This is a genomic window from Providencia sp. R33 (genome assembly GCF_019343475.1).
Lineage (GTDB): Bacteria > Pseudomonadota > Gammaproteobacteria > Enterobacterales > Enterobacteriaceae > Providencia.
Map to the genome: position 1 here is coordinate 3,683,201 of NZ_CP072453.1, position 24,765 is coordinate 3,707,965.

Consider the following 24,765-nt stretch of genomic DNA (forward strand, 5'->3'; position numbering starts at 1 on the left):
TTTCTGAACGATTTTTTGCGCATAGAGTAAGCCTATACACAAATTTATCATTCCTATTTTATGCCATCAGCGTAAATTGCTGCTATATAGTGTTCAGGATAAAACAAAAATGGCTAGGTCGCTACCTTGATGCCGCTGTATCAAGACCGCTGTTTGATCTGATAAGGGTTTTGTGAGCAACGAGAGAAAAAACGCAGACAAATTTACCTTAAGCAAACAATAATTATGATGCACAATCGCAGATAAAACGGCGTTTCTACGGATGCAAATCACCCTATTTCAGGGTCATAAATTGCTGATTATGGCGGCCAACCTATTATTGTCAATAACCTGTGAGGTTAATCAATCTTTAACAAGCTAAGAATAATTAATAAGCAAATAAATACAGTTAAATAAAATTTTTATTGAAACATTAACAAGGATATTTAAATTACTGTATTAATTTTCTTTGGTATAGCTTTAAAGCTGAATTATAACTGAGGCCATAGAAATGAGAGAGTTATTAAGTCAGGTGACCTATTTATTATTTTTGCAAAACAGGATTGGATTGTTGATAAAAAATAAATTTAAAATAACTTAACAATATGTTTAATACGCGACCAATTTATTTTGGCCGCGTATTTTTAAGCATACTTAATTCTTTGATATTTAATTCATACCAAATAGTAGAAGCAAATATGATGAAGTTAATTTATGCTTTTAATAATTCTGGATAATACATCCGTTTCAGTGCTAATTCTAACCCTCTTACTTCCGCCAGCCCTTTTAAACGGCCAATCGCGGAATAACCTGGGTTTGTCACTTTTTTCAAGTCATCCAAAATTTGGTGACCATGGTCTGGCCGCATAGGAATCGGTGCTAAACCCGCTTCGTAACGTTTTTGCTCAATCGCTAAAATTGCTTTAACAACCTCAAACATGTCGACATCACCCGCAATATGGTTGCCTTCATGGAATGTATTTGGGTTTTCCTCTCTCACCGTTGAACGCAAGTGTGTAAAGTGAATACGGTCACCAAATGTATTAATCATTTTCACAAGGTCGTTATCTGCGCGCACACCATATGAGCCTGTACACATGGTAAAACCATTATGGATGCTATCGCAGCTTTCTTTAATAAACTGCATGTCTTCAATCGTTGAAACAATACGTGGCAGACCTAAAATAGGGCGCGGAGGATCGTCAGGGTGAATCGCTAATACGACATTTTCTTCTTCACAGACAGGAACGATTTTCTGCAAGAAATAACGCAAGTTTTCACGTAATTGGTTTTTATCAATATCATTATAAATCGCTAACCGCTCACGGAACTGGTCTAGAGTATAGCCTTCTTCAGCACCGGGTAACCCTGCAATAATCGTTTTAATTAGATTATCAATATCATCAGAAGACATTGCTGCATAATATTCAGCCGCCTCTTTCACTTCTTTTTCTGAATAACTCTCAGCTGCATTTTCACGTTTTAAGATATGAATTTCAAACGCCGCAAACGCGATATTATCAAAACGTAATGCTTTAGAACCATCAGGTAACGTATAACCAAGGTCGGTACGTGTCCAATCAAGAATTGGCATGAAGTTATAGCAAATTGTTTTAATACCACACGATGCTAAGTTGCGAATACTTTGCTGGTAGTTCTGAATGTAAGTTTCAAAATCACCCTGCTGAGTTTTAATATCTTCGTGAACAGGAATACTTTCAACGACAGACCAAACTAAACCAGCTTCCTCTATGATAGCCTTACGCTTTAATATTTCCTCAACACTCCAAACGACACCGTTTGGAATATGATGGAGAGCAGAGACGATCCCTGTCGCCTCCGCTTGTCTTGCATCACTTAAAGAAACTGGGTCATTAGGTCCATACCAACGCCACGTATGCTCCATGAGTACATCTCCTTCGCTTATTCAAAAATAGTCTGATAAGGAATTGTTTCAAATAAATAACCATCAAAATTGGGGTCATCAAAATCCGAAAGCTGCATTAGAGTATTTTTGACATTCTCTAAGTGTTGCCACATCTCTTTTTTCGCCAATTCAGGGTCACGCTTTTGTAGTGCATTTAAAATATTTTCATGATCAATCAACCACTTCTTCCGGTAAGTCGTGTTATCGATATGCTCATGTAACTTATCCCACATTGGGCTATTTCGTCTGACAGACCAAATATCATCAATAATCTTTGCCATCATGTCATTTTTGCTTGCGCGAGCAATTAACACGTGGAATTTATGATCATTTTCATCATCACTTTCATTCTGAGCGACCTTAATTCGCTCATCTTCAAGCAAAGCGCGAATTTCTTGAATATCGGCTTTTGTTGCAGATAACGCAGCACAAGCCGCAATTGCACTTTCAATCACTTGTCGTGCTTGCAAGATTTCAAAAGGGCCATGATCGATGTTTTTCACTTCCTCAATCAGCGAATCTGGGTGATTAATCACATAAACGCCAGACCCCTTCTTGATAGACACCAATTTTTCAATTTCCAGCATGATGAGCGCTTCACGTACCAATGAGCGGCTAACATCATATTTTTTAGCGATCTCACGTTCTGGCATTAAACGACTTCCTATCGGATATTCACCAGAAGCAATGAGCTCTTTTAACTGCTGACCTAGGTACTGGTACGAGCGGTATTGAGTTTTCATATATATGTACAACGCGTTGTCGAATTAAATTTAGTTCTTCCATTGTAGATTATCGTCACTCCCGTTAATGGTCAACCAATTTATCCATTATTTTGGATGAATTAGTTAACCAATTTGTGATCACCTTCACTTATTGTCGGCTTTTTAGTCATTGTCTTTTAATTTTATGGTTGATAGAGTGAAAAAAAGCAAATTTGGTCAACCAATAAGAAAACCAGTTAGCCGATTTCTGGCAGATTTGGTTGATCAGTTGGTTAACATGAATAGGGATACGGGCAAAAATGAAAATCGTAAACGCAGAAGTATTTGTATGTAGCCCCGGTCGTAACTTTGTCACATTAAAGATTACGACCGATGAGGGTGTGTATGGCCTTGGTGATGCGACCCTTAATGGTCGTGAATTGCCCGTAGTTTCTTACCTAAGAGATCATTTATGCCCTCAGCTAATAGGTCGCGACCCACACAAAATTGAAGATATTTATCAATTTTTCTACAAAGGGGCTTACTGGCGTAGGGGCCCTGTTACCATGTCCGCCATTTCCGCTATCGATATGGCCCTATGGGATATCAAAGGGAAAATTGCCAATTTACCTGTATACCAATTACTCGGTGGCGCATCCCGTGAAGGCGTGATGGTGTATTGCCATACAACAGGTAAAGATATTCCTGAAGCATTAGATAACTACGCAAAATATAAAGAAAAAGGCTTTAAAGCTATCCGCGTGCAATGCGGTATCCCTGGAATGGCAACGACATATGGTCAAAGCAAAGGCCAAAACCTTGCTTACGAGCCAGCAACCAAAGGCCATCACCCTGAAGAACAATTTTGGTCAACCGAAAAATACCTCGACTTCATGCCAAAGCTGTTTGAAGCCGTTCGCGATAAATACGGCTTTAATGAACACCTTTTACACGATGTACATCACCGCTTAACACCAATCGAAGCGGCTCGCTTCGGTAAACGTATTGAAGATGCACGTTTATTTTGGATGGAAGACCCAACACCAGCGGAAAACCAATCCTGCTTTAGACTGATCCGCCAGCACACCGTCACCCCAATCGCTGTTGGCGAAGTTTTCAATAGCATTTGGGACTGTAAGCAACTCATCGAAGAACAGCTGATCGACTATATCCGCACCACTATTACCCATGCGGGTGGAATTACCGGTATGCGTCGAATTGCCGATTTTGCCTCACTTTACCAAGTTAGAACGGGCTCACATGGCCCATCTGATCTGTCCCCTATTTGTCACGCTGCTGCTCTGCACTTTGACCTATGGGTACCCAACTTTGGTGTACAAGAATTTATGGGGTACTCCGAAGAAATGCTCTCTGTCTTTACCCCAAATTGGACATTTAAAGACGGTTACATGCACCCAAGTGATAAGCCCGGTTTAGGTATCGATTTTGATGAAAAACTGGCAGCGAAATACCCGTACAACCCAGCATACCTCCCTGTTGCGCGTCTCGAAGACGGCACTTTATGGAATTGGTAATTTTTAGATAATTCGGAGTTAAATATGAAAGCTGTAGTGATAAAAGAACCGAACACCTTATTAATTGAAGAGCGTGCGATCCCAGAGCCTGCTGAAAATCAGGTACGAATCAAAGTTCGCTTAGCAGGTATCTGTGGTTCTGACAGCCATATCTATCGTGGTCATAATCCATTTGCAAAATACCCTCGTGTCATCGGCCATGAATTCTTTGGTGTGATTGAAAAAGTCGGTAGCGGTGTGGATAGCAAACGTATCGGTGAACGCGTCTCTATCGACCCAGTGCTCAGTTGTGGTCATTGCTATCCATGCTCAATTGGTAAACCAAATGTCTGTGAAACCTTAGAAGTCTTAGGCGTTCATACTGATGGTGGCTTTACAGAGTATGTTACGGTACCTGCTGCCAATGCGTATACCATCCCTGATTCAATCAGTGATGAGTGTGCAGTCACTGTTGAGCCTTACTCTATCGCCGCCAACGTGACTTCACATGTTCATCCAACCAAAGACGATGTCGCCTTAGTGTATGGCGCAGGCACAATTGGACTAACATGCGCACAAGTTTTAAAAGGTGTGTACCAAGTCAAAACCTTAATTGTGGTTGACCGCGTTGCTGAGCGATTAGCCAGAGCAACAGCTTGTGGAGCCGATATCGTCATTGATAACTCACAAACGCCACTTCCTGAGCAACTTAAGGCCTTAAATCTACGCCCAACAGTTGTGTTAGATGCCGCTTGCCACCCTGCTATTTTACAAGAAGCGATTTTGATTGCTTCTCCTGCCGCGAGAGTATCTATTATGGGATTCTCGAGTGAGCCAAGTTCCGTGACACAGCAAAGCATTACCAGTAAAGAGATCTCTTTATTCTCTTCACGCCTGAATGCGAAAAAATTCCCAGAGGTGATTAGCTGGATTGAGTCTAACAAGATTGATCCAACCAAAATCTTAACCCATCAGTTCCCATTCACTGAGGCACAAGATGCAATTTTGACCTTTGAGAAAGACCAAAAAACCTGCTGTAAAATTCTTTTAACCTTTTAATTTTATTACAAAAAAATAATTATTTTAAATACTACCCGACGTGATTAATAGGATAATAATATGAATACTCAGTCGATAGACCAATCAGGGAAAGTCGAACGTAGCTCTGGGGACCTCACCAAAGCTGCTGTTTCTGGTTGGCTTGGAACCGCCCTCGAATTTATGGATTTTCAGCTTTACTCGTTAGGCGCAGCACTTGTTTTTCACCAAATCTTTTTCCCTGAACAATCAGCATCAATGGCATTAATTCTCGCGATGGGTACCTATGGTGCGGGATATGTTGCTCGTATTGTCGGTGCCGTATTTTTTGGTCAAATGGGTGACAGAATCGGTCGTAAGAAAGTGTTATTCATTACCATCACCATGATGGGGGTGTGTACTACCTTAATTGGGATATTACCGACTTACGCACAAGTTGGTATCCTCGCCCCCTTACTGTTAGTTCTCTTGCGTATTATTCAAGGCTTAGGTGCTGGTGCCGAAATTTCAGGCGCAGGAACCATGCTCGCTGAATATGCACCAAAAGGCCGCCGCGGTATTGTCGCTTCACTGGTTGGTTTGGGAACAAACTGTGGAACACTGAGCGCAACCGCTATCTGGGCATTCATGTTCTTCTGGTTAGACAAAGAAGACTTACTGGCTTGGGGCTGGCGTGTACCATTCTTAGCAAGCTTTGTTGTGATGCTGTTTGCTGTCTGGCTGCGACTGAACCTCAAAGAAAGCCCAGTATTTGAGAAAGTTCAAAATGCGGAAGAGCAAGAAACGAAAGTTGCCGTTCAAGCTCCACCAAAAGAAAGTTTCTTTGCGATGTTCAAAACGAAAGCATTTTGGCTGGCAACAGGTATCCGTTTTGGTCAAGCGGGTAACTCAGGGCTTATCCAAACGTTCCTTGCGGGTTATTTAGTTCAAAGTCTCTTATTCGATAAAAGCATTCCAACTGATGCGATCATGATCAGCTCCATTGTCGGGTTCCTCACAATCCCTGTGATTGGCCTGCTATCGGATAAATTTGGTCGCCGTATTCCTTATATTATCCTTAGCTTATCCGCGATGCTGCTCGCCTACCCGATGCTTTCTGTCATCGTTAACGGGGCCAACAGTGTCAGCTTAATCACCATCTGTATTATTATTGTTCACAACTGTTCAGTTCTCGGATTATTTGCGCTCGAAAATATTACGATGGCTGAAATGTTCAACTCACGTAACCGCTTCACTGGTATGGCTGTCGCGAAAGAAATTGGTGGGTTAATCGCTTCCGGCTTGGGCCCTGTGCTTGCAGGTATCTTCTGCAGTATTACAGGAAGTTGGTGGCCGATCGCTATCATGATCATTATCTACTCAGCTATTTCATTAATTACCGCAATCATCATGCCTGAAGTGAAAGACCGTGACTTAACCAGCCCACTGGATGCGGTTGAAGAAGTTGAGCAACAAAAAAGTAAAGGTAAGGCCAAATATGCAACTGTCAATCAATAACCTAAATCAACTCCCTGCGACTATCAAAGTGCCTAACTACGATAGAAATCAGGTTAACGTTAAAATGCTTCACTTGGGTTTCGGCGCGTTTCACCGCGCCCACCAAGCCATCTTTGCAGACATTTTAGCGGCGGATCACCAAAGTGATTGGGGATTTTGTGAAGTTAACTTAGTGGGTGGCGAGCAGCAAATCGAAGATTTACTGGCTCAAGACTGTTTGTATAACGTTGTTGAAATGCAAGGTGATAACTGGCAAACCCGTACCGTTGGCGTCGTGAAAGAGGCATTACACCCAACCATTCACGGTATTGATGCTGTTATCAATCGTATGTTAGACCCAAATATTGCTATCGTCTCCATGACGGTTACAGAAAAAGGGTATTGCTACGTTCCATCAACTGGGTCAATTGATTTTGATAACCCCGCTATTGCACATGATTTAGTGTCCCCTGAAGCACCTAAATCATTGCCTGGCGTGATTGTTGAAGCGCTTAGTCGCCGCAAAGCATTAGGGTTAGCACCATTTACCGTGATGTCCTGCGACAATATGCCCGAAAATGGACATATTACGAAAAATGTTATCCTTGCGATGGCGGCAAAGCGTGACCCTGAGTTAGCCAAATGGATTGAAGAAAATGTGACCTTCCCTTCAACCATGGTAGATAGAATTGTACCTGCAATGACCCCTGAAACCGCAGAGAAAATTCAATCTCAGCTAGGGACTGTTGTTGATAAAGTCGCAATTGCCTGTGAGCCTTTTAAGCAATGGGTGGTAGAGGATAACTTTGTTGCAGGCCGCCCAGAATGGGAAAAAGCAGGAGCTCAGTTAGTCGCGGATGTTATCCCGTTTGAAGAAATGAAACTGCGCATGTTAAACGGCAGCCACTCATTCCTTGCTTACTTGGGATACTTAGCAGGCTATCAGTACATTAATGAATGTATGCAAGACAGTGCTTATGAAAAAGCGGCTTACCATTTGATGGTGAATGAGCAAGCATCGACACTTTCCATTAAAAATGTCGATTTACCTCAGTATGCAAACGCGTTAATTGAACGCTTTAAAAATACAGGGCTCAAACACCGTACATGGCAAATTGCGATGGATGGAACCCTAAAACTATCTCAACGTTTGTTGGATTCGATTCAAATTCACCTGAAAAATGGCCAATCATTTGATTATTTAGCATTAGCCGTTGCAGGGTGGATGCGATATGTCAGTGGAAAAGATGATCAGGGTGCGGATATTCAAGTGAGTGACCCACAGGCCGCTAAACTGGCTGAACTGGTGGCGCAAAGTCAGGATGATGAAAACCGCGTTAAGGCATTGCTTTCACTGGAAAGTTTGTTTACCCAAGAGTTGGTCAACAACCCGTTATTCACTGAAAAAGTGACTGCGTTTTATCTGTCACTGCGTGATAACGGTGCGAAAAAAACCATTGAAGCATTAAACCGCGAACATTCGCTGTAATTATTTGCTCATAAGCGTCGTTAACTCTCAAACCTGATACTCTGCGTATCAGGTTTTTTTATTATTTCTCAAATAATGCATATACTCACCATCACTATCTATTTTGATGAGCGGCAAAATAACCATGTCATTATTCCAATTTGAAGCCAACTCCCATACCCCCTTTTTCCTCTTATTGGCCTTTATTGGCGGGTTTGTCGATGCCTGCTCTTTCGTGATTTTCGAAGTTTTCACCGGGCATCTGACAGGGAACAGTATTTTAAGCATGGTGTACCTCGCCAAGTTGGATTGGCCAATGCTACTGCTTTCTGCGGTTTCTATTTGCGGCTTTTTTCTAGGAACCTGCTTTGGTTCATGGCAGCGATTAAAAAATAATTCACTGCGTGATTACCGTTTTCTGATTGGTTTATCACTTGTATTATTTACTGGAGTGTTTGCGCTCTATTTCTTCGCCCATACCGTCTATTCAGACAATATCGTAATATTTATCATTAGTTTATCAATGGGGTTACAAAATGGCTTTTTTAACAAGGCCGGCTCGGTAGGCATTCACTCAACCTATGTTACAGGGATGACGACATCCTGCATCAATGCCTTTTTAAAAAATGTACAAGGTGATAGCAGCAAAAAAGTGTTATTCCTCGCTGTGTTATCTTTTGTTTTTGGGGGACTCACGGGCGGGGTGTTATCCGTTAATTACCAATTCCTCGGTTTTTCTTTTGTGTTGATACTGTTGTCACTGGCTTTTGTCTATAGCCTGACCATAACCGATTAATAGATAAAAAAAAGCCCACAATTGTGGGCTTTTTAAACAGAAAAGATAAAACTTAGTTTTTCTCTTGCTGTTGTTTTTCTTGCTTTTCTTTTTCAAGAAGTTGGCGGTACCACAGTGGATGGTGCTTTCTTGCCCAACCACGGGTTACCCAGCCTTCGACCATCGCACGAACTGAGCCTTTCACCCAAATCGCCGCGTAAGCGTGAACCACAATCATAATGATCAACGCAATCGCAGAGAGTGAGTGGATCAGAATCGCTGCACGATACACAGGGATTGGGAAGTATTCAGCAAAATATGGGCGCCACATAATGACACCGGTGACCACCAGCGCCAATAAGCAGATAGTGACCACCCAATACACCCCTTTTTGACCGAGGTTATACTGACCTACATCACCCGCTTCTTCATTTTTCAGTACTTTACCGATATTTTTTGCCCACTTGATATCTTCTTTATTAATGAAGTTATGGTGGAAATAACGGAAGAACATGAAGACGAACAGCAAGAACATCGCCGTACCCACGAATGGATGCAAAATACGCGACAGCTGTGGCGTGCCTAAAATGTTCATGAACCAGTTTAGCGATGGGAAGAAAAACCCTAAGCCACTGATTGCAGTGAACAAGAAGCAAATCACAACCGCCCAGTGATTGATCCTTTCAATCGGCTTATGACGGATAATTTTGTCGTTATCATCTGGTATCATTTCTGACTCTCCCCTTCTTTTGATTTGGAAGTATCATCAGATGACATTGCGTTATGCAAATCTTCTAAAGCTTCTTCTTCATCTTTTTTGGAGACGCGGTTTGGACCAATACCCACATAGTGGAAGATGGCCGCTGCAAATGTTGCAGCAAAACCAACCGCAGCTAATGGCTTCCAGATACCTTTCCAGAAAGTGACTGTTGGGCTGATTGTCGGGTTTTCCGGCAATCCGTGATACAACTGAGGTTTATCTGCATGGTGCAAGACGTACATCACGTGCGTACCACCAACACCCGCGGGGTCGTATAAACCTGCATTTGCATAACCACGAGTTTTCAGCTCTTCAACACGCTCACCCGCCATGCCAATCATGTCTTCTTTAGTACCGAAGTGAATAGCACCCGTTGGGCATGTTTTCACACACGCAGGTTCTTGACCCACTTCAACACGGTCAACACACAGCGTACATTTGTATGCACGGTTATCTTCTGGATTGATACGTGGTACATCAAACGGGCAACCCGCGATGCAGTAACCACAACCAATACAGTGCTCTGATTGGAAATCAACGATACCGTTTTTGTACTGAACAATCGCGCCTTCTGAAGGACACGCCTTCAAACAACCCGGGTCAGCACAGTGCATACAGCCATCTTTACGAATTAGCCATTCGAATTTATCGTTCTCTTCAACTTCAGAAAAACGCATTACCGTCCATGACTTCGCGGTTAAATCCGTTGGGTTGTCATACACCCCAACGTTGGTGCCGATTTTGTCACGGATATCGTTCCATTCGGAACACGCGACCTGACAGGCTTTACAGCCGATACAGGTCGTTACGTCGATAAGCTTTGCGACTTCTTCCTTATAATCCCGCACCTGAGGCGCGGGAGTCAGGGAATTGGTGGCAGAGCGACGAATAATGTCCTGAGATTGCATTGACATAATTTATCTCCTTACACCTTTTCCACGTTAACAAGGAATGATTTAAATTCCGGTGTTTGTGTATTCGCATCACCCACATACGGTGTTAGGGTGTTCGCAATAAAGCCTTTCACAGCCAAACCCTCAAAGCCCCAGTGAATTGGAATACCGATGGTATCGATATCTTTTCCAGCCACTTTCAGCGTATGAATACGTTTGGTGACCACCGCTTTCGCTTTAATGTAGCCACGTTTAGAGCTCACTTTCACCGTATCACCTTGCTCGATGCCTTTTTCTTTCGCCAAGCGCTCACCAATTTCGATAAACTGCTGTGGCTGAATGATGGCATTCAACAGGGCGTGTTTTGTCCAATAGTGGAAATGTTCTGTTAAGCGATAAGTCGTTCCCACATAAGGGAATTCTGTCGCTTTACCCATTTGCGCCCAGTCGTCTTTAAACACACGAGCCGCAGGGTTAGACACCACATTTGGATGCAGTGGGTTAGTATCCAGCGGCGTTTCGATAGGTTCGTAGTGCTCTGGGAATGGACCTTCGGCCATTTTATCCAGTGCAAACAGACGTCCCATACCTTCAGGCTGCATGATAAATGGACCAACACCACTTCCCGGAGGCGCATTGCTATAGTCAGGAATATCCATCCCTGTCCATTTGCTGCCATCCCACTCAAGGATTTGACGTTTCGGATCCCACGGTTTACCCATTGGGTCTGCCGATGCACGGTTATAAATGACGCGACGGTTCAAAGGCCATGCCCATGCCCAACCTAATGTGTTACCCAGACCTGTTGGGTCAGAGTTATCACGGTTAGCCATTTGGTTACCTTTCGGTGTCCAGCTACCAGCGAAAATCCAGCAACCACTCGCCGTTGAACCATCGTCACGCAACTGGGCAAACGAGCTCAGCAATTCACCTTTCTTCACAATGACGTTGCCGTCAGCGTCTTTCAGGTCAACTAGTGCGTAGCCATTGTTTTCACGTGCCACTTCTTCCGGTGTTGGGTTATCACTATCTAAATAATCCCATGTCATGCTCAGTACTTGTTCAGGTACTGCGCCACCTTCTTTTTCATACATTTGGCGTAAACGGTGGAAAATACCCGACAGGATTTCACCATCACTGATGGCTTCACCCGGTGCATCTGCACCTTTCCAGTGCCATTGTAACCAGCGCGCTGAGTTAACAATCGAACCATTTTCTTCCGCGAAACAGCATGAAGGCAGACGGAATACTGTCGTTTGAATTTCCGCTGGATTCACATCATTCATTTCACCGTGGTTTTGCCAGAAATTCGACGTTTCAGTATTCAGCGGGTCAATGGTGATCAAGTATTTCAGTTTTGACAGCGACTTAACCACTTTATTTTTATTCGGGAATGATGCTAACGGGTTAAAGCCTTGGCAGATATAGCCATTCACTTCGCCCTTATCCATCATCTCGAAATAACGCAGTACGTCGTAGCCTTGGTCCCACTTAGGCAGGTAATCAAAGCCCCAGCTATTTTCTTTCTGCGCTTTATCACCGTAGAACGTTTTCATCATACTGACGAAAAATTTCGGGTAGTTGCCCCAGTAGTTCACTTGGCCTGCAACTGTTGCTTTCGGCGTATTGGCTGCTAAATAGGTTTCTAACGTGGTTTGTTTTTCTGACGGCAGTGTCAGATAACCCGGTAAGCTTTGAGATAGCAAACCTAAGTCCGTTAAACCTTGAATATTCGAGTGACCACGCAGTGCGTTAACACCACCACCCAGCATTCCCATGTTACCTAACAGCAATTGGATCATCGCCATCGTACGGATGTTTTGCGCACCCACCGTATGTTGAGTCCAACCTAACGCATATAAGAACGACGCTGTTTTATCTTTTACGCTGGTTTCTGCAAGGTATTCACAGACTTGTAAGAAGTCTTTGATTGGCGTACCGCAGATGTTATTCACCACTTCTGGCGTATAACGGCTAACGTGTTCCTTTAATAAGTTCAGTACACAACGTGGGTGTTTCAGAGTTGGATCACGCAGCGCAAGGCCGTTTTCGTCCATCTCATAGTTCCACGTGGTTTTATCGTATTGGCGTTTTTCTTCGTTATAACCCGTGAACAGGCCATCATCGAAACCAAAGTCTTCACGGATAACTAAACTCGCATTGGTATACGCTTCCACGTATTCACGCTGAATTTTTTCATTATCCAGTAAGTATTTGATAACACCTGATAAGAACGCAATATCAGTACCAGAACGGATAGGCGTGTAAAAATCCGCCACTGCCGCAGTACGGGTAAAGCGTGGGTCAATCACGATTAATTTGGCTTTGTTATGGATTTTAGCTTCCATCGCCCAGCGGAAACCGACTGGATGCGCTTCTGCCGCATTACCACCCATAACAACGATTAGGTTTGCATTTTTAATGTCAACCCAATGGTTGGTCATCGCACCGCGACCAAATGTTGGAGCAAGACTTGCTACCGTTGGTCCGTGTCAGACACGCGCTTGGTTATCTACGGCAAGCATGCCGAGAGCGCGGGTAAATTTTTGTGTAACAAAACCGCTTTCATTGCTTCCTGCTGATGCACACAGCATACCTGTGGTCAGCCAACGGTTAACGGTGACACCGTCTTTATTTTTCTCGATGTAGTTCGCATCGCGGTCTTCTTTCATCAACTTAGCGATACGATCAAATGCGTCGTTCCACGTGATACGTTTCCACTCATTTGTACCCGCTTCACGCACTTCTGGGTATTTCAGGCGGCTTTCACTGTGGATGAAATCGATAAGTCCAGCACCTTTCGGACAAAGTGCACCACGGTTTACCGGATGATCCGGGTCCCCTTCAATATGGAAAATGCTCTCTTTTGCATTTTTCGCGCCATCACCGAGGCTGTACATTAACAGCCCACAGCCGACAGAACAGTAGGTACAGGTATTTCTGGTTTCCTTCGCACGCAGTAATTTATACTGGCGCGTTGACGCTAACGCGGTTGCAGGTGCAAAACCTAACGCCGCTGCCGTCGTACCTGCCATACCGCCAGCGCAGATCTTAAAGAACTGCCTTCTGCTGACTTGCATGGGGATCTCCTCATTTACATTGCTCATGTTTACCTAACGTCAATTGCGATAATCAGGTAAACTGTTCTTATTCAACGTCTTCCTTACGTCCCGGGTTCATTGCCCGGCAAATGGTGTAAATTCTTTTTACCCATAATTAATATTATGTATCATTAATGCTAGGAATTCATCTAATGTATGAAACAAATACTACAAATGACTCCAAAATCACCAAAATGATTGGCTTAAATAGCACAATTGTGCAACAAAAAAGCAACCTCAACTCACCAGTAAAAGATTACGTTGCAGAAGAATATCCTGTTGCATTAGTGTTCAATGGCATTTCCCATGTGGTAATGATGGCAACCCCAAAAGATCTTGAGGATTTCGCTGTCGGATTTTCTCTTTCCGAGGGAATAATACAGTCCAGTGATGAAATTCGCGGAATTGATATCGTTGAAGGCTGCAATCGGGGAATTGAAGTTCACGTGGAATTATCCAGCCGCCGCTTCATGGAGCTCAAAGAACGTCGCCGTAATTTAGCGGGTCGCACAGGCTGTGGTATTTGTGGTACAGAGCAACTTGATGAGATTTTTAAACCTATCGCACCACTACCTTTTACCCAAACTTTTTCTTTATCGCACCTCGATAATGCCCTACATGAACTGAAAAAAGTGCAAGAAATTGGCGCACTGACAGGTTGCACCCATGCCGCCGCATGGATATCCCCAGAAGGCCAATTAGTCGGTGGATGTGAAGATGTTGGCCGCCATGTCGCCCTTGATAAACTTTTGGGAATGAAAAGCCGCCATCAATGGCAGCAGGGTGCAGTATTAGTTTCCAGCCGAGCCAGTTATGAGATGGTGCAAAAAGCCGCAAGCTGCGGTGCAGAAATTCTGTTTGCCGTTTCCGCTGCTACCGCACTTGCCATCGAAGTCGCAGAAAAAGCCAACCTAACGTTAGTCGGTTTTTGCCGCCAAGGGAAAGCCACAGTGTTTACCCATGGCTGCCGTATTACGGATTAACATGTTGAGCCTGAAAGTGGGTGCAGCATCCACAGGTTAGGCTCGATATACTCACCTTGCTGGCGTTCCACATCAATAATAACTGGCACCAATGCGTTAGGGACAATGTATTCACCAGACTGTGGAAAACGCATTCCTGTCCACATTTCCCAATTAGTGATTGAGCTTTGGATCACCATCGAACGATAGACTGGACCTAAAATAGTCGCCCCTAATCGCCAATGTGTACGGATCCACGGGTCAAAAGGCTCCCCCTGCGCATTTTTCCACGCACAGTATGAGTCAAAATCCTGTAATGGATATCGGTGCTTCAATGTTGGCCGTACAGGGACGATAATCGCTTTTGCCCCGTATGCTTTTGCGGCTTGTTTTAATGCATTGATCAATAAAGCGGGGATTTGATGGCCACGATATTGCGGGTCAACGGTTACAGATAACGCAGAAATATACGATTCACCACTGCCTTGATTTCCCATCGCAAAGTTGAAAATATCATCCCACCCCATCTCTGCCAGCTTAGTAAAATCATCATCTGACCATAAAAATGGTACGGAACGAATAATACCAATGACCTTTTCTTCGTCATTATCATTCACAGTAGCAATAAATTGAAACTGGCTATCTGGCTCACCATCAAGCCTTTCCCAATATTCATCACTAATGGCGGATTCGCTCATAAACTGTGGCCACAGTTTATCGAGAAATTGCTCGCATTCATTAAGAAGGTCAGGACGTTGTGCGTAACTGGATATGTTAATTAACATTTTTCTGCTCATCCATTTTTATAGGTTATTTTATTAAGCGATGCATTATAGGGAAATATTAAATTACGGTAGTTATTCGGACCGTAAAGAGACTTTAACTAAAATATTTTTACTAGGTTCCCCTTGCCACGATTTTGCCTGTAACGGAATGATCCCTTCATAAACACAATTTTCTAATACAAGATGTGGGTTATCTTTAGGCAAATATTCCAATTCTAGCCGAGAGAATTTATTCTGGGAACTACATGCAGCAGCTGTATTCATTGAGTTCGAAGCGCACTCTGTTTGGCGAGAAGCTCTGAAATTAACAAGGACTTCATCACCTAATGAATTCTTTAACAGCCCCTTTACCAGTGAGTATGCTTTTTCAGACCAGACCAAAGACAGAGGTCCCTGCCCGCGATACAAAGCAACAAACCCATAATAATCGTTGCCATTTACCGTGTAGCTTGTCGTATTTTTTTTATCTTGGCTAAGGTTCAATACCAACACTTCAGCACTTTCGATATCAAATGGCACCTCATAGGGGTCATAATGATCAAAAATCAGCCTAATAACATGGTTTTTAATGTTATGTGCATCATCAGATATTTTAAAAGTGAACCAACTTTTAGATATACCGTTTTTTTCAATAACAAAATCATAGAGTTTTAAGAAAACATCACCAGTGATATCACCTTGGAGGTGTCCTTGGTAATCCTCTTTGACTAAGCATGCTTTAAAGATAAGAGGAAATGTTTCATTTGTGATTAAATCGAGCGCCTCAACAGACACAGTTGAATAATTATCATGATTTTCTATTTTAACGGTATCGAAAGGCTGAATTCGGCTTCCTTCACTTAAAGATATTGGAATGAGTGTGTCGAATGAACTAATTGGCGTTAATTCGAGATTGGTTGATGCAATTTTTCCTAACCCAGTAATCGGGGTATTGCTCTTATCAATAAAATTGCCTAACTCAATATTCAGTTTTTGTGCCGAAACGCCAACATTGACACTCCCGCCCCCCCAATGTAATCCAATTATCTGATTACTGACTCTTGATATAACAGGAGAACCTGATGACCCCCCTTGAGTATCAGCATTGTGAACTATTTTGTTGCCATTATTTTCAACGTTTAATATCTCAGCAAATTTGCCATTTTTTATATCGCCAATATACATTGGGCGTAATCCACCATCACCATATTGTGGAACATAAATATTCTCACCTTTAACAGGATTATTATGGCTTAATGCAAGCCCACCAAATAATGCTTTTACATTAGAATTGACATAATCAAATTCATTTAATGTAAATAACGCATAGTCATTATCGCTAGAACTGATCCCTCGCTTTAATATTCTACCTGGCTTTAAACGAACCGGCTCAGTCACGGTAGATGTCGAACTACAAGTCTCATTAAACCAATTAAACCATATTTCGCCATTGATTAAATTAAGGTCACTCTCAACAACATGGTTATTAGTGAGTACATGATTTTCACTGCCAATTAAGGAACAAGACCCCCATCCACCAATTCGCGCTGCCGCACTTGATAACGCATACTCAGCAATTGGGCTTCCTTCATGACACATATAAGGTTTTCGTTCGTCTTGGCCGATAATCACTCTTGAGTTATTATCGTGCTCAATCGAATCTAGGAAAAACGAAAAATCATGTTCTACATCAGTAAGTAACGGTAATCTAACTCGAATATTCACGCCGCTACTTGGGATAGTCACTACCGTGTCATTTATCTGATAAAAATTTTCTCGTTGTATAACACTATCCCCGTATTCAAATTCAACATAACTATTTTGTGGCAGATGAATATTTGAGAAGTGCAATTTTAAAAAAGTCGAATGAGTACGTTCAACAAAAAAAGAGTGAATCTTTCCTTTAATATTATTTTTAATAACATCAATATTAATTTTCTCATTAAAATGTGCTAATTTATATACATCCATTATCAATCCCTTTCACTTAAAATAACAAAGATTATTAATAAATATTTTTATTTATTTCAAATTTAAATTACGAAGCTAATTATAGATTTTTTATCCCAGCAAAAATAATATAAAAATTAACATTGCTATATATTATTTAATTAGAATACAAATAATAGAGTAAATAACAATTTTAATGGTAGGTTAATATTAGAAAGTAAGTAATTACTTACATGAAATGCTTTATTCCGCTGTTTTTCAGCAAGGTATCAGCACGAGCTCAATAATATGCTGATACCCTCTCGGATTTAACTATTTGCCAATACAGAAACTGGAGAAAATACGCCCTAATAGGTCGTCAGAGGTAAACTCACCCGTGATCTCACTCAGCTCTTGTTGAGCTAAACGTAATTCTTCTGCCAATAACTCACCGGAGCGAGCATTCACTAACTGGTCATAGCCCTGTTCTAGGTGAATGGCCGCCGCATTCAGTGCTTGTAAATGACGACTACGCGCAAGGAACCCACCTTCCGTATTGCTGTTAAACCCAATGGTTTCTTTCAGGTGATCGCGCAGCAAATCAATCCCTTTTTCTTCACGGGCAGACAAACGAATTAATGGGTAACGGGTATCATTGATAAACTCTACTGGCTCACCCGTCATATCGGCTTTATTGCGGATAACCGTAACAGGTAATTCATCAGGTAAGCGCGCCATAAATTCAGGCCAAATCTCTTGCGGCTCCGTAGCGTTGGTAGTGGTGCTATCCACCATAAACAACACGTGGTCAGCTTGCTCAATTTCTTTCCACGCCCGTTCGATACCAATACGCTCAACTTCATCACTTGCTTCACGTAACCCTGCGGTATCAATGATATGCAGTGGCATCCCATCGATATGAATATGTTCACGTAAGACATCACGGGTCGTTCCTGCAATATCAGTGACAATTGCCGCTTCACGCCCCGCTAATGCATTCAATAAGCTCGATTTACCTGCATTTGGGCGGCCAGCAATCACCACTTTCATCCCTTCACGCAACAAACTGCCTTGGCGAGCTTGGGAGCGAACCTGTTCTAAGTCTGCCACCACTTCATTAAGTTTGGCTTCAATTTTACCATCAGATAAGAAATCAATTTCTTCATCAGGGAAATCGATGGCGGCTTCCACATAGATCCGCAAGTGAGTGAGTGCTTCCACCAATTGATGAATATGGGAAGAAAACGCACCTTGCAGAGAATTCATTGCCGAACGCGCTGCCTGTTCTGAGCTCGCATCAATTAAATCGGCGATAGCTTCTGCTTGGGCTAAGTCGAGCTTGTCATTTAAAAATGCACGCTCAGAGAACTCCCCAGGATTCGCGATACGAATACCTTCAATAGCAAGAATTCGTCTTAATAATAGGTCAAGAATAACAGGACCACCATGCCCTTGTAACTCAAGGACATCTTCCCCAGTAAACGAATTTGGGCCAGGAAAATAAATGGCAATACCTTGGTCAAGTACAGCCCCTTCCACATCACGAAAAGGGAGGTAATCCGCATAACGTGGCTTAGGGAGTTTCCCGAGAACCGTTTCGGCAACTAATGCCGCTTTCGGGCCAGATACACGTAAAATACCGACACCACCACGACCGGGAGGTGTTGCCTGTGCGATGATAGTATCGTTAATCAGCATGATGTTTCTCTGTCTCTGCGTAAAAAAATTGAGGCGCTCCGAAGTGGAACGCCTCAATGTTACTATAGAATCTGGCTTTGTGAAGCCTTCTAAACTCAATGAGAATTTAGATTATTTTTTCTCTTTTTTATCGCGACTGTGCAGACCACGTTTTTCCAGACCACGGTAAATCACTTGTTGCTGGATGATAGTCACTAAGTTACTCACGATATAATACAGTACCAGACCTGATGGGAACCACAGGAAGAAGATGGTGAACACGACAGGCATGTACGTCATAATCTTCTGCTGCATAGGGTCAGTTACAGCGGTTGGTGACATTTTCTGAATCACAAACATCGTCACACCCATTAATACTGGCAGGATGTAATACGGGTCTTGTGCAGACAAGTCTTGAATCCAACCGAAGAACGGTGCGTGACGCAGTTCAACAGAACCCATCAACATATAGTAAAGTGCAAGGAAGATAGGCATTTGGATAAGCAGCGGTAAACATCCACCCAGTGGATTTACTTTTTCTGCTTTATACATCGCCATCATTTCTTGGCTCATACGTTGTTTATCGTCACCAATACGCTCACGCATTGCAGCCAGTTTCGGTTGCAGTAAACGCATTTTCGCCATGGAGGTGTACTGCGCTTTAGTCAGCGGGTACATGATACCACGAACGATAAAGGTGATAACGATGATGGCGATACCCCAGTTACCCACGAAACCGTGAATAAATTTCAGCAATTTAAATAATGGCTGAGAGATAAACCATAACCAACCGTAATCAACGGTTAAGTCTAAGTGTGGTGCAACTGCTGCCATCTCAGACTGAATTTCTGGACCAACCCATAACGTTGATGAATAAGTACCTGCGCCATTAGCGGCAATCGTCATTGGCTCACTCTTATAACCAATGATGGCAGATTTTTTATCAAGGTCGATGGTATAGAACGTGCTTTTCTCTGCGCTTGCGGGGATCCAAGCTGTCGCAAAGTATTGTTGCAGCATCGCAACCCAGCCGCCTTTTGTGCTCAGGCTCAGGTTTTTATCTTCAATGTCACCAAAGCTATATTTTTTATAGTTGTTTTCATCAGAAGAGTACGCCGCACCACGGTAAGTGTGCAGAGCAAAGTTGCTGCTACCGGTATCACGATCTTTTGGTAATTCGATAGTTTGTTTTAACTGACCGAAAAACGCCAACGTCAGCGGTTGTGCTGTCGGGTTTTGGATACTGTATTCAACTTCAACAGTATATTGGCCGCGTTTCACAATGTACGTTTTTTGGTAAACAACACCGTTGCTATCCGTAAATGACATTGGGACGCGTAATACGTCTTGGCCGTTCGCTAAAGTGAAAGTTGCAGAATCTGCAGAGTATAGCGGACGTTCGCCGTTATTATTTGCTGGGTTGTCTGGGCCATGAGGGCCAATCAAACCACTTTGTGCCTGGTAGACAAAGCCTGGGTTAGTTTCCAGTAAACGGAAAGGGTCTTCCGAATGAAGGGTCGCAGGATAGGCTAACAGGTCAGCCTCATCGATATCACCACCACGAGTATTGATGCGAATATCCAGTACATCAGTTTTAACGGTGATGAGCTTACCTTGCCCACTGCTAGTTACTGCTTGGGCATCACTGCTTGGCATATCCGCTTGTTGCGAAGTTTGAACAGTTTTAACGTCCTGAGCAACTTTATCGCTCTCCCAGGCCTGCCAAACTAAGAACGACACGAACAACAAAGCGATGAGTAGAAGATTGCGTTGCGAATCCATCGTTATAATTCTCTATTATCATCAGTTTTTCTGGGTGGGACAGGATCATCTCCACCAGCGTGTAAAGGGTGGCATTTTAATACGCGTTTCGCCGTTAACCAACTCCCTTTTAGCATACCAAACCTGCGCAATGCCTCAATTCCGTAATTTGAACAAGTAGGATTGAAGCGACAACGAGGCCCTAACAACGGACTAATCGCCAGTTGGTAGCCTCTGATCAGCATGATCAGGATTTTTGAGCCAAGCGACGATGACGACGCCATAACTTATCCAATGCTTCCGTGATCTGTTGATTGTCGAGATTGGCAACCCCTTTTCTTACCAATACCACAAAGTCCATTGAAGGCAACTCGTGTTGATGCAGACGAAAGTATTCACGCGCTAATCGTTTAATACGATTTCGCTCATGAGCTCGTTTAACATTTTTTTTGGCGATGGTAAGACCGATGCGGGGATGCCCCAGCTCGTTTAGGCGACCAAGGATTGTTATCTCTGGGGAACTCGCCCTCTGCGGCTGCTTAAAGACATTATCGAAATGCCTGGGAGTTAACAAACGTAACTCCCGGGTAAAAGCGAGCGTAACCACTGGAATAGAGGGCTAGCTTTATTACTTAGATGAAACGGTCAGACGAGCGCGGCCTTTAGCACGACGGCGAGCCAGAACCTGACGACCATTTTTAGTGGCCATACGAGCACGGAAACCGTGTGAACGGTTGCGCTTCAGTACGGACGGTTGAAAAGTGCGTTTCATAACGATTTCTACCTAACTTTTAAATTTATTACTGATTCAGTAAACGCGTTGGCAACCAGTGGAAACTGATTTACACCTGTGCCTCTATCGCAACAATATAGAAAGAGGCAGGATTGTAATAAAACATAGGGGGTCACGTCAATAAAATGACGCAATCAAACCACTTTTATTTATAGCCTGGCTGACCGGTTTGCCGACATATGCTGTGACAGTCAACTCATGATTCTATTTTCATACTGACTGACAACCTGCTTTTGCCTGTATTCATGCCTAACCTTTAGGTTAGAACTGAACAAAGAACCCAACAAGTATACCGCAGTTTCGTGTAAAAATCACATCAGCACTGTACACAGGGAGGAAGATTATACGGACTCCGCCCCAAAGCGCAAGGATCTTCCCGCGATCTAAAAATATTTTTTGATCTTAAGGAATATTTTCGCTAAATCGTCTAAAGTTATCCCCAGCCATGTGGAAAAAATAACAAAAACTCAGATCCCCCAGCTAATGTCTTCCTTATAAGCGATGCCTTATCACATTTGCCTGTGGATAAAAAGCATAAAAACTGTGTAAAAGAATGAAGATCTCTGGCGAATTTTACGGTATGATCGCTGGTCTATTTCTGATCCACAGATCAGCAATATGCAGTGAGTTAAAGTTAATCTAAACCACTTAGGGTCGTTTTAAAAAATGCCCCATAGAAAATTCTGTATTTACATCCGTACTTCTTTTTTGTTCCATTGACCTTGTTTAGGGGAGTCCAACGTGTCACTTTCGCTTTGGCAGCAATGTCTTGCCCGATTGCAGGATGAACTACCTGCCACAGAATTCAGTATGTGGATACGCCCTCTTCAAGCTGAATTAAACGACAATACGCTGGCTCTTTATGCCCCAAATCGTTTCGTTCTCGACTGGGTTAGGGATAAGTACATCAATAATATCAACGAATTATTGAATGACTTTTGTGGAACTGACGCACCTGCACTACACTTTGAAGTAGGCAATAAACCGATTACTGTCGCGCCAGCAGCACCTCAAGCTCGTACTACTCACGAAGTGCCTGCTTTTGCCGTACCGTCAGCGCCCGTTAAACCAAGTTGGGACAATTCAGCAAAAGTACAACCTGATGTGGCTTACCGTTCAAATGTGAACCCTAAGCACAATTTTGATAACTTTGTTGAAGGTAAATCGAACCAGTTGGCTCGCGCAGCGGCGAGACAAGTCGCTGAAAATCCAGGTGGGGCTTATAATCCGTTATTCCTTTATGGCGGAACGGGTTTAGGTAAAACCCACTTATTGCACGCTGTGGGCAACAGCATTATGCAACACAAGGCCAATGCACGTGTCGTTTACATGCACTCTGAACGTTTTGTTCAAGATATGGTCAAAGCTCTACAGAACAACGCCATTGAAGAGTTCAAACGCTATTACCGTTCTGTCGATGCATTATTAATTGATGATATTCAATTTTTTGCCAATAAAGAGCGTTCTCAGGAAGAATTCTTCCATACATTTAACGCGCTACTTGAAGGCAATCAGCAAATTATTTTAACGTCCGACCGTTATCCTAAAGAAATTAACGGGGTGGAAGATCGCTTAAAATCACGCTTTGGTTGGGGTCTAACCGTCGCTATTGAACCACCAGAACTTGAAACGCGTGTGGCGATATTAATGAAAAAAGCGGATGAAAATGAGATTCAGCTTCCAGGTGAAGTGGCCTTTTTCATCGCAAAACGTCTGCGTTCCAACGTCCGTGAATTGGAAGGCGCGTTAAATCGTGTGATTGCCAATGCAAACTTTACTGGCCGCGCGATAACAATCGATTTTGTCAGAGAAGCACTACGTGACCTATTAGCACTACAAGAAAAACTGGTAACTATTGATAATATTCAGAAAACAGTTGCTGAGTATTATAAAATTAAAGTCGCTGATTTACTTTCAAAACGTCGTTCTCGTTCTGTCGCTCGTCCGCGTCAGATGGCAATGGCACTGGCGAAAGAGCTGACTAACCATAGTTTACCTGAAATCGGGGATGCCTTTGGCGGCCGTGACCATACCACGGTGTTACACGCTTGTCGTAAAATTGAACAGTTACGGGAAGAAAGCCATGACATCAAAGAAGATTTTTCTAATTTAATCAGAACATTATCATCTTAATTGCTATGAAATTTATAATAGAACGCGAGCAGTTATTAAAACCGTTACAACAGGTTAGTGGTCCTTTAGGTGGGCGTCCAACTCTGCCTATTTTAGGTAACCTTTTATTACAGGTAAAAGAAGGCACCCTCCAACTCACTGGAACCGACCTCGAAATGGAGATGATGGCCAATGTCACCCTAACAGGGGAACATGAAGTTGGCGCAACAACGGTGCCCGCACGCAAATTTTTCGATATTTGGCGTGGATTACCAGAGGGTTCTGAAATTCATGTAGAGCTCAATGATGACAGACTGCTCGTCCGTTCTGGGCGAAGCCGCTTCTCATTATCAACGTTGCCTGCGGCTGATTTTCCAAACTTGGATGATTGGCAAAGCGAAGTTGAATTTTCTCTTCCGCAATCAATACTGAAACGTTTAATTGAAGCGACTCAGTTTTCAATGGCACACCAAGATGTTCGTTATTACCTCAACGGTATGTTATTTGAAACAGAAGACCAAATGCTCAGAACGGTTTCAACCGATGGCCACCGCTTGGCGGTTTGTGCGATGGATATTGGGCAATCTCTGCCGTCTCACTCCGTGATCGTACCACGTAAAGGCGTGATTGAGTTAATGCGCTTATTAGACGGTGGCGATGCCCCTTTGCAATTGCAAATCGGCAGCAACAATATTCGTGCCCATGTTGGGGACTTTATCTTCACGTCTAAGTTAGTGGATGGTCGTTTCCCTGATTACCGCCGCGTGTTACCGAAAAACCCAGACAAAACATTAGAAGCGCGTTGTGACTTACTTAAACAAGCGTTTTCCCGTGCTGCAATTTTATCAAATGAAAAATTCCGCGGTGTCCGTCTGTATTTTAGTGAAAATCAATTGCGCATCACGGCGAATAACCCTGAGCAAGAGGAAGCTGAAGAAATCGTTGACGTCAGCTACCAAGGCACTGAAATGGAAATCGGCTTTAACGTCAGCTACATCTTAGATGTCCTTAACGCGCTGAAAAGTGAAAATGTGCAACTCCTACTCACTGATGCAACTTCTAGCGTACAAATTGAAGATGCGGACAGCAAAGCGGCAGTTTATGTCGTCATGCCAATGCGTTTATAATCGGT

At 43.0% G+C, this 24,765-nt stretch carries 20 protein-coding genes; 8 read left to right on the forward strand and 12 right to left on the reverse strand.

The window, feature by feature from the left end; all coding sequences use genetic code 11:
* Window positions 1-691: 691 nt before the first annotated feature.
* Window positions 692-1,885 (reverse strand): mannonate dehydratase, encoded by a 1,194-nt coding sequence (gene uxuA / locus J6836_RS17370; RefSeq protein WP_219245156.1) that lies wholly within the window; start codon window positions 1,883-1,885, stop codon window positions 692-694.
* Window positions 1,886-1,902: 17 nt separating this feature from the next.
* Complete coding sequence (locus J6836_RS17375; protein ID WP_219245157.1) at window positions 1,903-2,649, reverse strand: FCD domain-containing protein; 747 nt, start codon at window positions 2,647-2,649, stop codon at window positions 1,903-1,905.
* A gap of 281 nt (window positions 2,650-2,930) precedes the next feature.
* On the opposite strand from J6836_RS17375, the gene manD reads away from it, so the two are divergent.
* The 5 genes from manD (at window position 2,931) to J6836_RS17400 (ending at window position 8,902) form a co-directional block, all read left to right on the forward strand.
* On the forward strand, window positions 2,931-4,145 hold the full coding sequence (gene manD, locus J6836_RS17380; RefSeq protein WP_219245158.1) for a D-mannonate dehydratase ManD: 1,215 nt from the start codon (window positions 2,931-2,933) through the stop codon (window positions 4,143-4,145).
* A 24-nt stretch (window positions 4,146-4,169) separates the two neighbouring features.
* The gene (locus J6836_RS17385; protein ID WP_219245159.1) at window positions 4,170-5,183 is read left to right on the forward strand and encodes a Zn-dependent oxidoreductase; all 1,014 of its coding nucleotides are present in this window, start codon (window positions 4,170-4,172) and stop codon (window positions 5,181-5,183) included.
* Window positions 5,184-5,243: 60 nt separating this feature from the next.
* Window positions 5,244-6,659 carry an MFS transporter gene (locus J6836_RS17390; protein ID WP_219245160.1) on the forward strand — a complete coding sequence of 472 codons (1,416 nt, stop codon included), beginning with the start codon at window positions 5,244-5,246 and terminating at the stop codon, window positions 6,657-6,659.
* Complete coding sequence (locus J6836_RS17395; protein WP_219245161.1) at window positions 6,640-8,127, forward strand: mannitol dehydrogenase family protein; 1,488 nt, start codon at window positions 6,640-6,642, stop codon at window positions 8,125-8,127. The genes J6836_RS17390 and J6836_RS17395 overlap by 20 nt, the downstream gene beginning before the upstream one ends.
* 124 nt (window positions 8,128-8,251) lie before the next feature.
* Window positions 8,252-8,902, forward strand: a complete 651-nt coding sequence (locus J6836_RS17400) for a YoaK family protein (protein ID WP_219245162.1) — start codon at window positions 8,252-8,254, stop codon at window positions 8,900-8,902.
* Window positions 8,903-8,954: 52 nt separating this feature from the next.
* Here J6836_RS17400 and fdoI read toward each other — a convergent pair whose 3' ends face one another.
* From fdoI to fdnG, 3 genes are read right to left on the reverse strand one after another with little or no spacing between them, the layout of a single operon-like run.
* Window positions 8,955-9,611 carry a formate dehydrogenase cytochrome b556 subunit gene (gene fdoI / locus J6836_RS17405; protein WP_219245163.1) on the reverse strand — a complete coding sequence of 219 codons (657 nt, stop codon included), beginning with the start codon at window positions 9,609-9,611 and terminating at the stop codon, window positions 8,955-8,957.
* Window positions 9,608-10,555: a formate dehydrogenase subunit beta gene (fdxH, locus tag J6836_RS17410; RefSeq protein ID WP_219245164.1), complete on the reverse strand. Its 948-nt coding sequence runs from the start codon at window positions 10,553-10,555 to the stop codon at window positions 9,608-9,610. Before fdxH ends, fdoI begins: the two co-directional genes overlap by 4 nt.
* An 11-nt stretch (window positions 10,556-10,566) precedes the next feature.
* Window positions 10,567-13,614 (reverse strand): formate dehydrogenase-N subunit alpha, encoded by a 3,048-nt coding sequence (gene fdnG / locus J6836_RS17415; protein ID WP_219245165.1) that lies wholly within the window; start codon window positions 13,612-13,614, stop codon window positions 10,567-10,569.
* Between the two features lie 173 nt (window positions 13,615-13,787).
* Between fdnG and fdhD the strand changes: the two genes are divergently transcribed.
* Complete coding sequence (fdhD, locus tag J6836_RS17420) at window positions 13,788-14,618, forward strand: formate dehydrogenase accessory sulfurtransferase FdhD (RefSeq protein ID WP_219245166.1); 831 nt, start codon at window positions 13,788-13,790, stop codon at window positions 14,616-14,618.
* Here the strand turns inward: fdhD and J6836_RS17425 are convergent.
* The 7 genes from J6836_RS17425 to rpmH form a co-directional block, all read right to left on the reverse strand.
* A complete protein-coding gene (locus J6836_RS17425) occupies window positions 14,615-15,382 on the reverse strand; it encodes a GNAT family N-acetyltransferase (protein ID WP_255586252.1) in 768 nt (255 codons plus the stop codon). The two genes, fdhD and J6836_RS17425, sit on opposite strands and share 4 nt — an antisense overlap.
* Window positions 15,383-15,454: 72 nt before the next feature.
* Window positions 15,455-17,332: a trypsin-like serine peptidase gene (locus tag J6836_RS17430; RefSeq protein ID WP_219245168.1), complete on the reverse strand. Its 1,878-nt coding sequence runs from the start codon at window positions 17,330-17,332 to the stop codon at window positions 15,455-15,457.
* 291 nt (window positions 17,333-17,623) lie between these two features.
* Entirely contained in the window at window positions 17,624-18,988 is a 1,365-nt protein-coding gene (mnmE, locus tag J6836_RS17435; RefSeq protein WP_219245169.1) for a tRNA uridine-5-carboxymethylaminomethyl(34) synthesis GTPase MnmE, read from the reverse strand.
* 111 nt (window positions 18,989-19,099) lie between these two features.
* A complete protein-coding gene (gene yidC / locus J6836_RS17440) occupies window positions 19,100-20,749 on the reverse strand; it encodes a membrane protein insertase YidC (protein ID WP_219245170.1) in 1,650 nt (549 codons plus the stop codon).
* A gap of 2 nt (window positions 20,750-20,751) precedes the next feature.
* Window positions 20,752-21,012, reverse strand: coding sequence for a membrane protein insertion efficiency factor YidD (gene yidD / locus J6836_RS17445; protein ID WP_102140049.1), 261 nt, complete (start codon window positions 21,010-21,012; stop codon window positions 20,752-20,754).
* Window positions 20,976-21,335, reverse strand: coding sequence for a ribonuclease P protein component (gene rnpA, locus J6836_RS17450; RefSeq protein ID WP_004906229.1), 360 nt, complete (start codon window positions 21,333-21,335; stop codon window positions 20,976-20,978). The genes yidD and rnpA overlap by 37 nt, the downstream gene beginning before the upstream one ends.
* Window positions 21,336-21,356: 21 nt before the next feature.
* A complete protein-coding gene (gene rpmH, locus J6836_RS17455; RefSeq protein WP_004906236.1) occupies window positions 21,357-21,500 on the reverse strand; it encodes a 50S ribosomal protein L34 in 144 nt (47 codons plus the stop codon).
* 762 nt (window positions 21,501-22,262) lie between these two features.
* Between rpmH and dnaA the strand changes: the two genes are divergently transcribed.
* Together dnaA and dnaN are read left to right on the forward strand one after the other, a co-directional pair.
* Complete coding sequence (gene dnaA / locus J6836_RS17460) at window positions 22,263-23,654, forward strand: chromosomal replication initiator protein DnaA (protein ID WP_219245171.1); 1,392 nt, start codon at window positions 22,263-22,265, stop codon at window positions 23,652-23,654.
* A gap of 5 nt (window positions 23,655-23,659) precedes the next feature.
* Window positions 23,660-24,760, forward strand: coding sequence for a DNA polymerase III subunit beta (gene dnaN / locus J6836_RS17465; protein WP_206085625.1), 1,101 nt, complete (start codon window positions 23,660-23,662; stop codon window positions 24,758-24,760).
* The last annotated feature ends 5 nt before the right edge of the window (window positions 24,761-24,765 follow it).

What these genes read in the sequence shown, in the direction of transcription:
- fdhD (WP_219245166.1), top strand. Translation starts at nt 13,788, where the DNA reads ATGTATGAAACAAATACTACAAATGACTCCAAAATCACCAAAATGATT.
- mnmE (WP_219245169.1), bottom strand. Translation starts at nt 18,988, where the DNA reads ATGCTGATTAACGATACTATCATCGCACAGGCAACACCTCCCGGTCGT.
- J6836_RS17395 (WP_219245161.1), top strand. Translation starts at nt 6,640, where the DNA reads ATGCAACTGTCAATCAATAACCTAAATCAACTCCCTGCGACTATCAAA.
- dnaN (WP_206085625.1), top strand. Translation starts at nt 23,660, where the DNA reads ATGAAATTTATAATAGAACGCGAGCAGTTATTAAAACCGTTACAACAG.
- J6836_RS17375 (WP_219245157.1), bottom strand. Translation starts at nt 2,649, where the DNA reads ATGAAAACTCAATACCGCTCGTACCAGTACCTAGGTCAGCAGTTAAAA.
- yidD (WP_102140049.1), bottom strand. Translation starts at nt 21,012, where the DNA reads ATGGCGTCGTCATCGTCGCTTGGCTCAAAAATCCTGATCATGCTGATC.
- J6836_RS17425 (WP_255586252.1), bottom strand. Translation starts at nt 15,382, where the DNA reads ATGTTAATTAACATATCCAGTTACGCACAACGTCCTGACCTTCTTAAT.
- fdoI (WP_219245163.1), bottom strand. Translation starts at nt 9,611, where the DNA reads ATGATACCAGATGATAACGACAAAATTATCCGTCATAAGCCGATTGAA.
- J6836_RS17385 (WP_219245159.1), top strand. Translation starts at nt 4,170, where the DNA reads ATGAAAGCTGTAGTGATAAAAGAACCGAACACCTTATTAATTGAAGAG.
- J6836_RS17400 (WP_219245162.1), top strand. Translation starts at nt 8,252, where the DNA reads ATGTCATTATTCCAATTTGAAGCCAACTCCCATACCCCCTTTTTCCTC.
- J6836_RS17390 (WP_219245160.1), top strand. Translation starts at nt 5,244, where the DNA reads ATGAATACTCAGTCGATAGACCAATCAGGGAAAGTCGAACGTAGCTCT.
- rpmH (WP_004906236.1), bottom strand. Translation starts at nt 21,500, where the DNA reads ATGAAACGCACTTTTCAACCGTCCGTACTGAAGCGCAACCGTTCACAC.
- fdxH (WP_219245164.1), bottom strand. Translation starts at nt 10,555, where the DNA reads ATGTCAATGCAATCTCAGGACATTATTCGTCGCTCTGCCACCAATTCC.
- manD (WP_219245158.1), top strand. Translation starts at nt 2,931, where the DNA reads ATGAAAATCGTAAACGCAGAAGTATTTGTATGTAGCCCCGGTCGTAAC.
- J6836_RS17430 (WP_219245168.1), bottom strand. Translation starts at nt 17,332, where the DNA reads ATGGATGTATATAAATTAGCACATTTTAATGAGAAAATTAATATTGAT.
- yidC (WP_219245170.1), bottom strand. Translation starts at nt 20,749, where the DNA reads ATGGATTCGCAACGCAATCTTCTACTCATCGCTTTGTTGTTCGTGTCG.
- uxuA (WP_219245156.1), bottom strand. Translation starts at nt 1,885, where the DNA reads ATGGAGCATACGTGGCGTTGGTATGGACCTAATGACCCAGTTTCTTTA.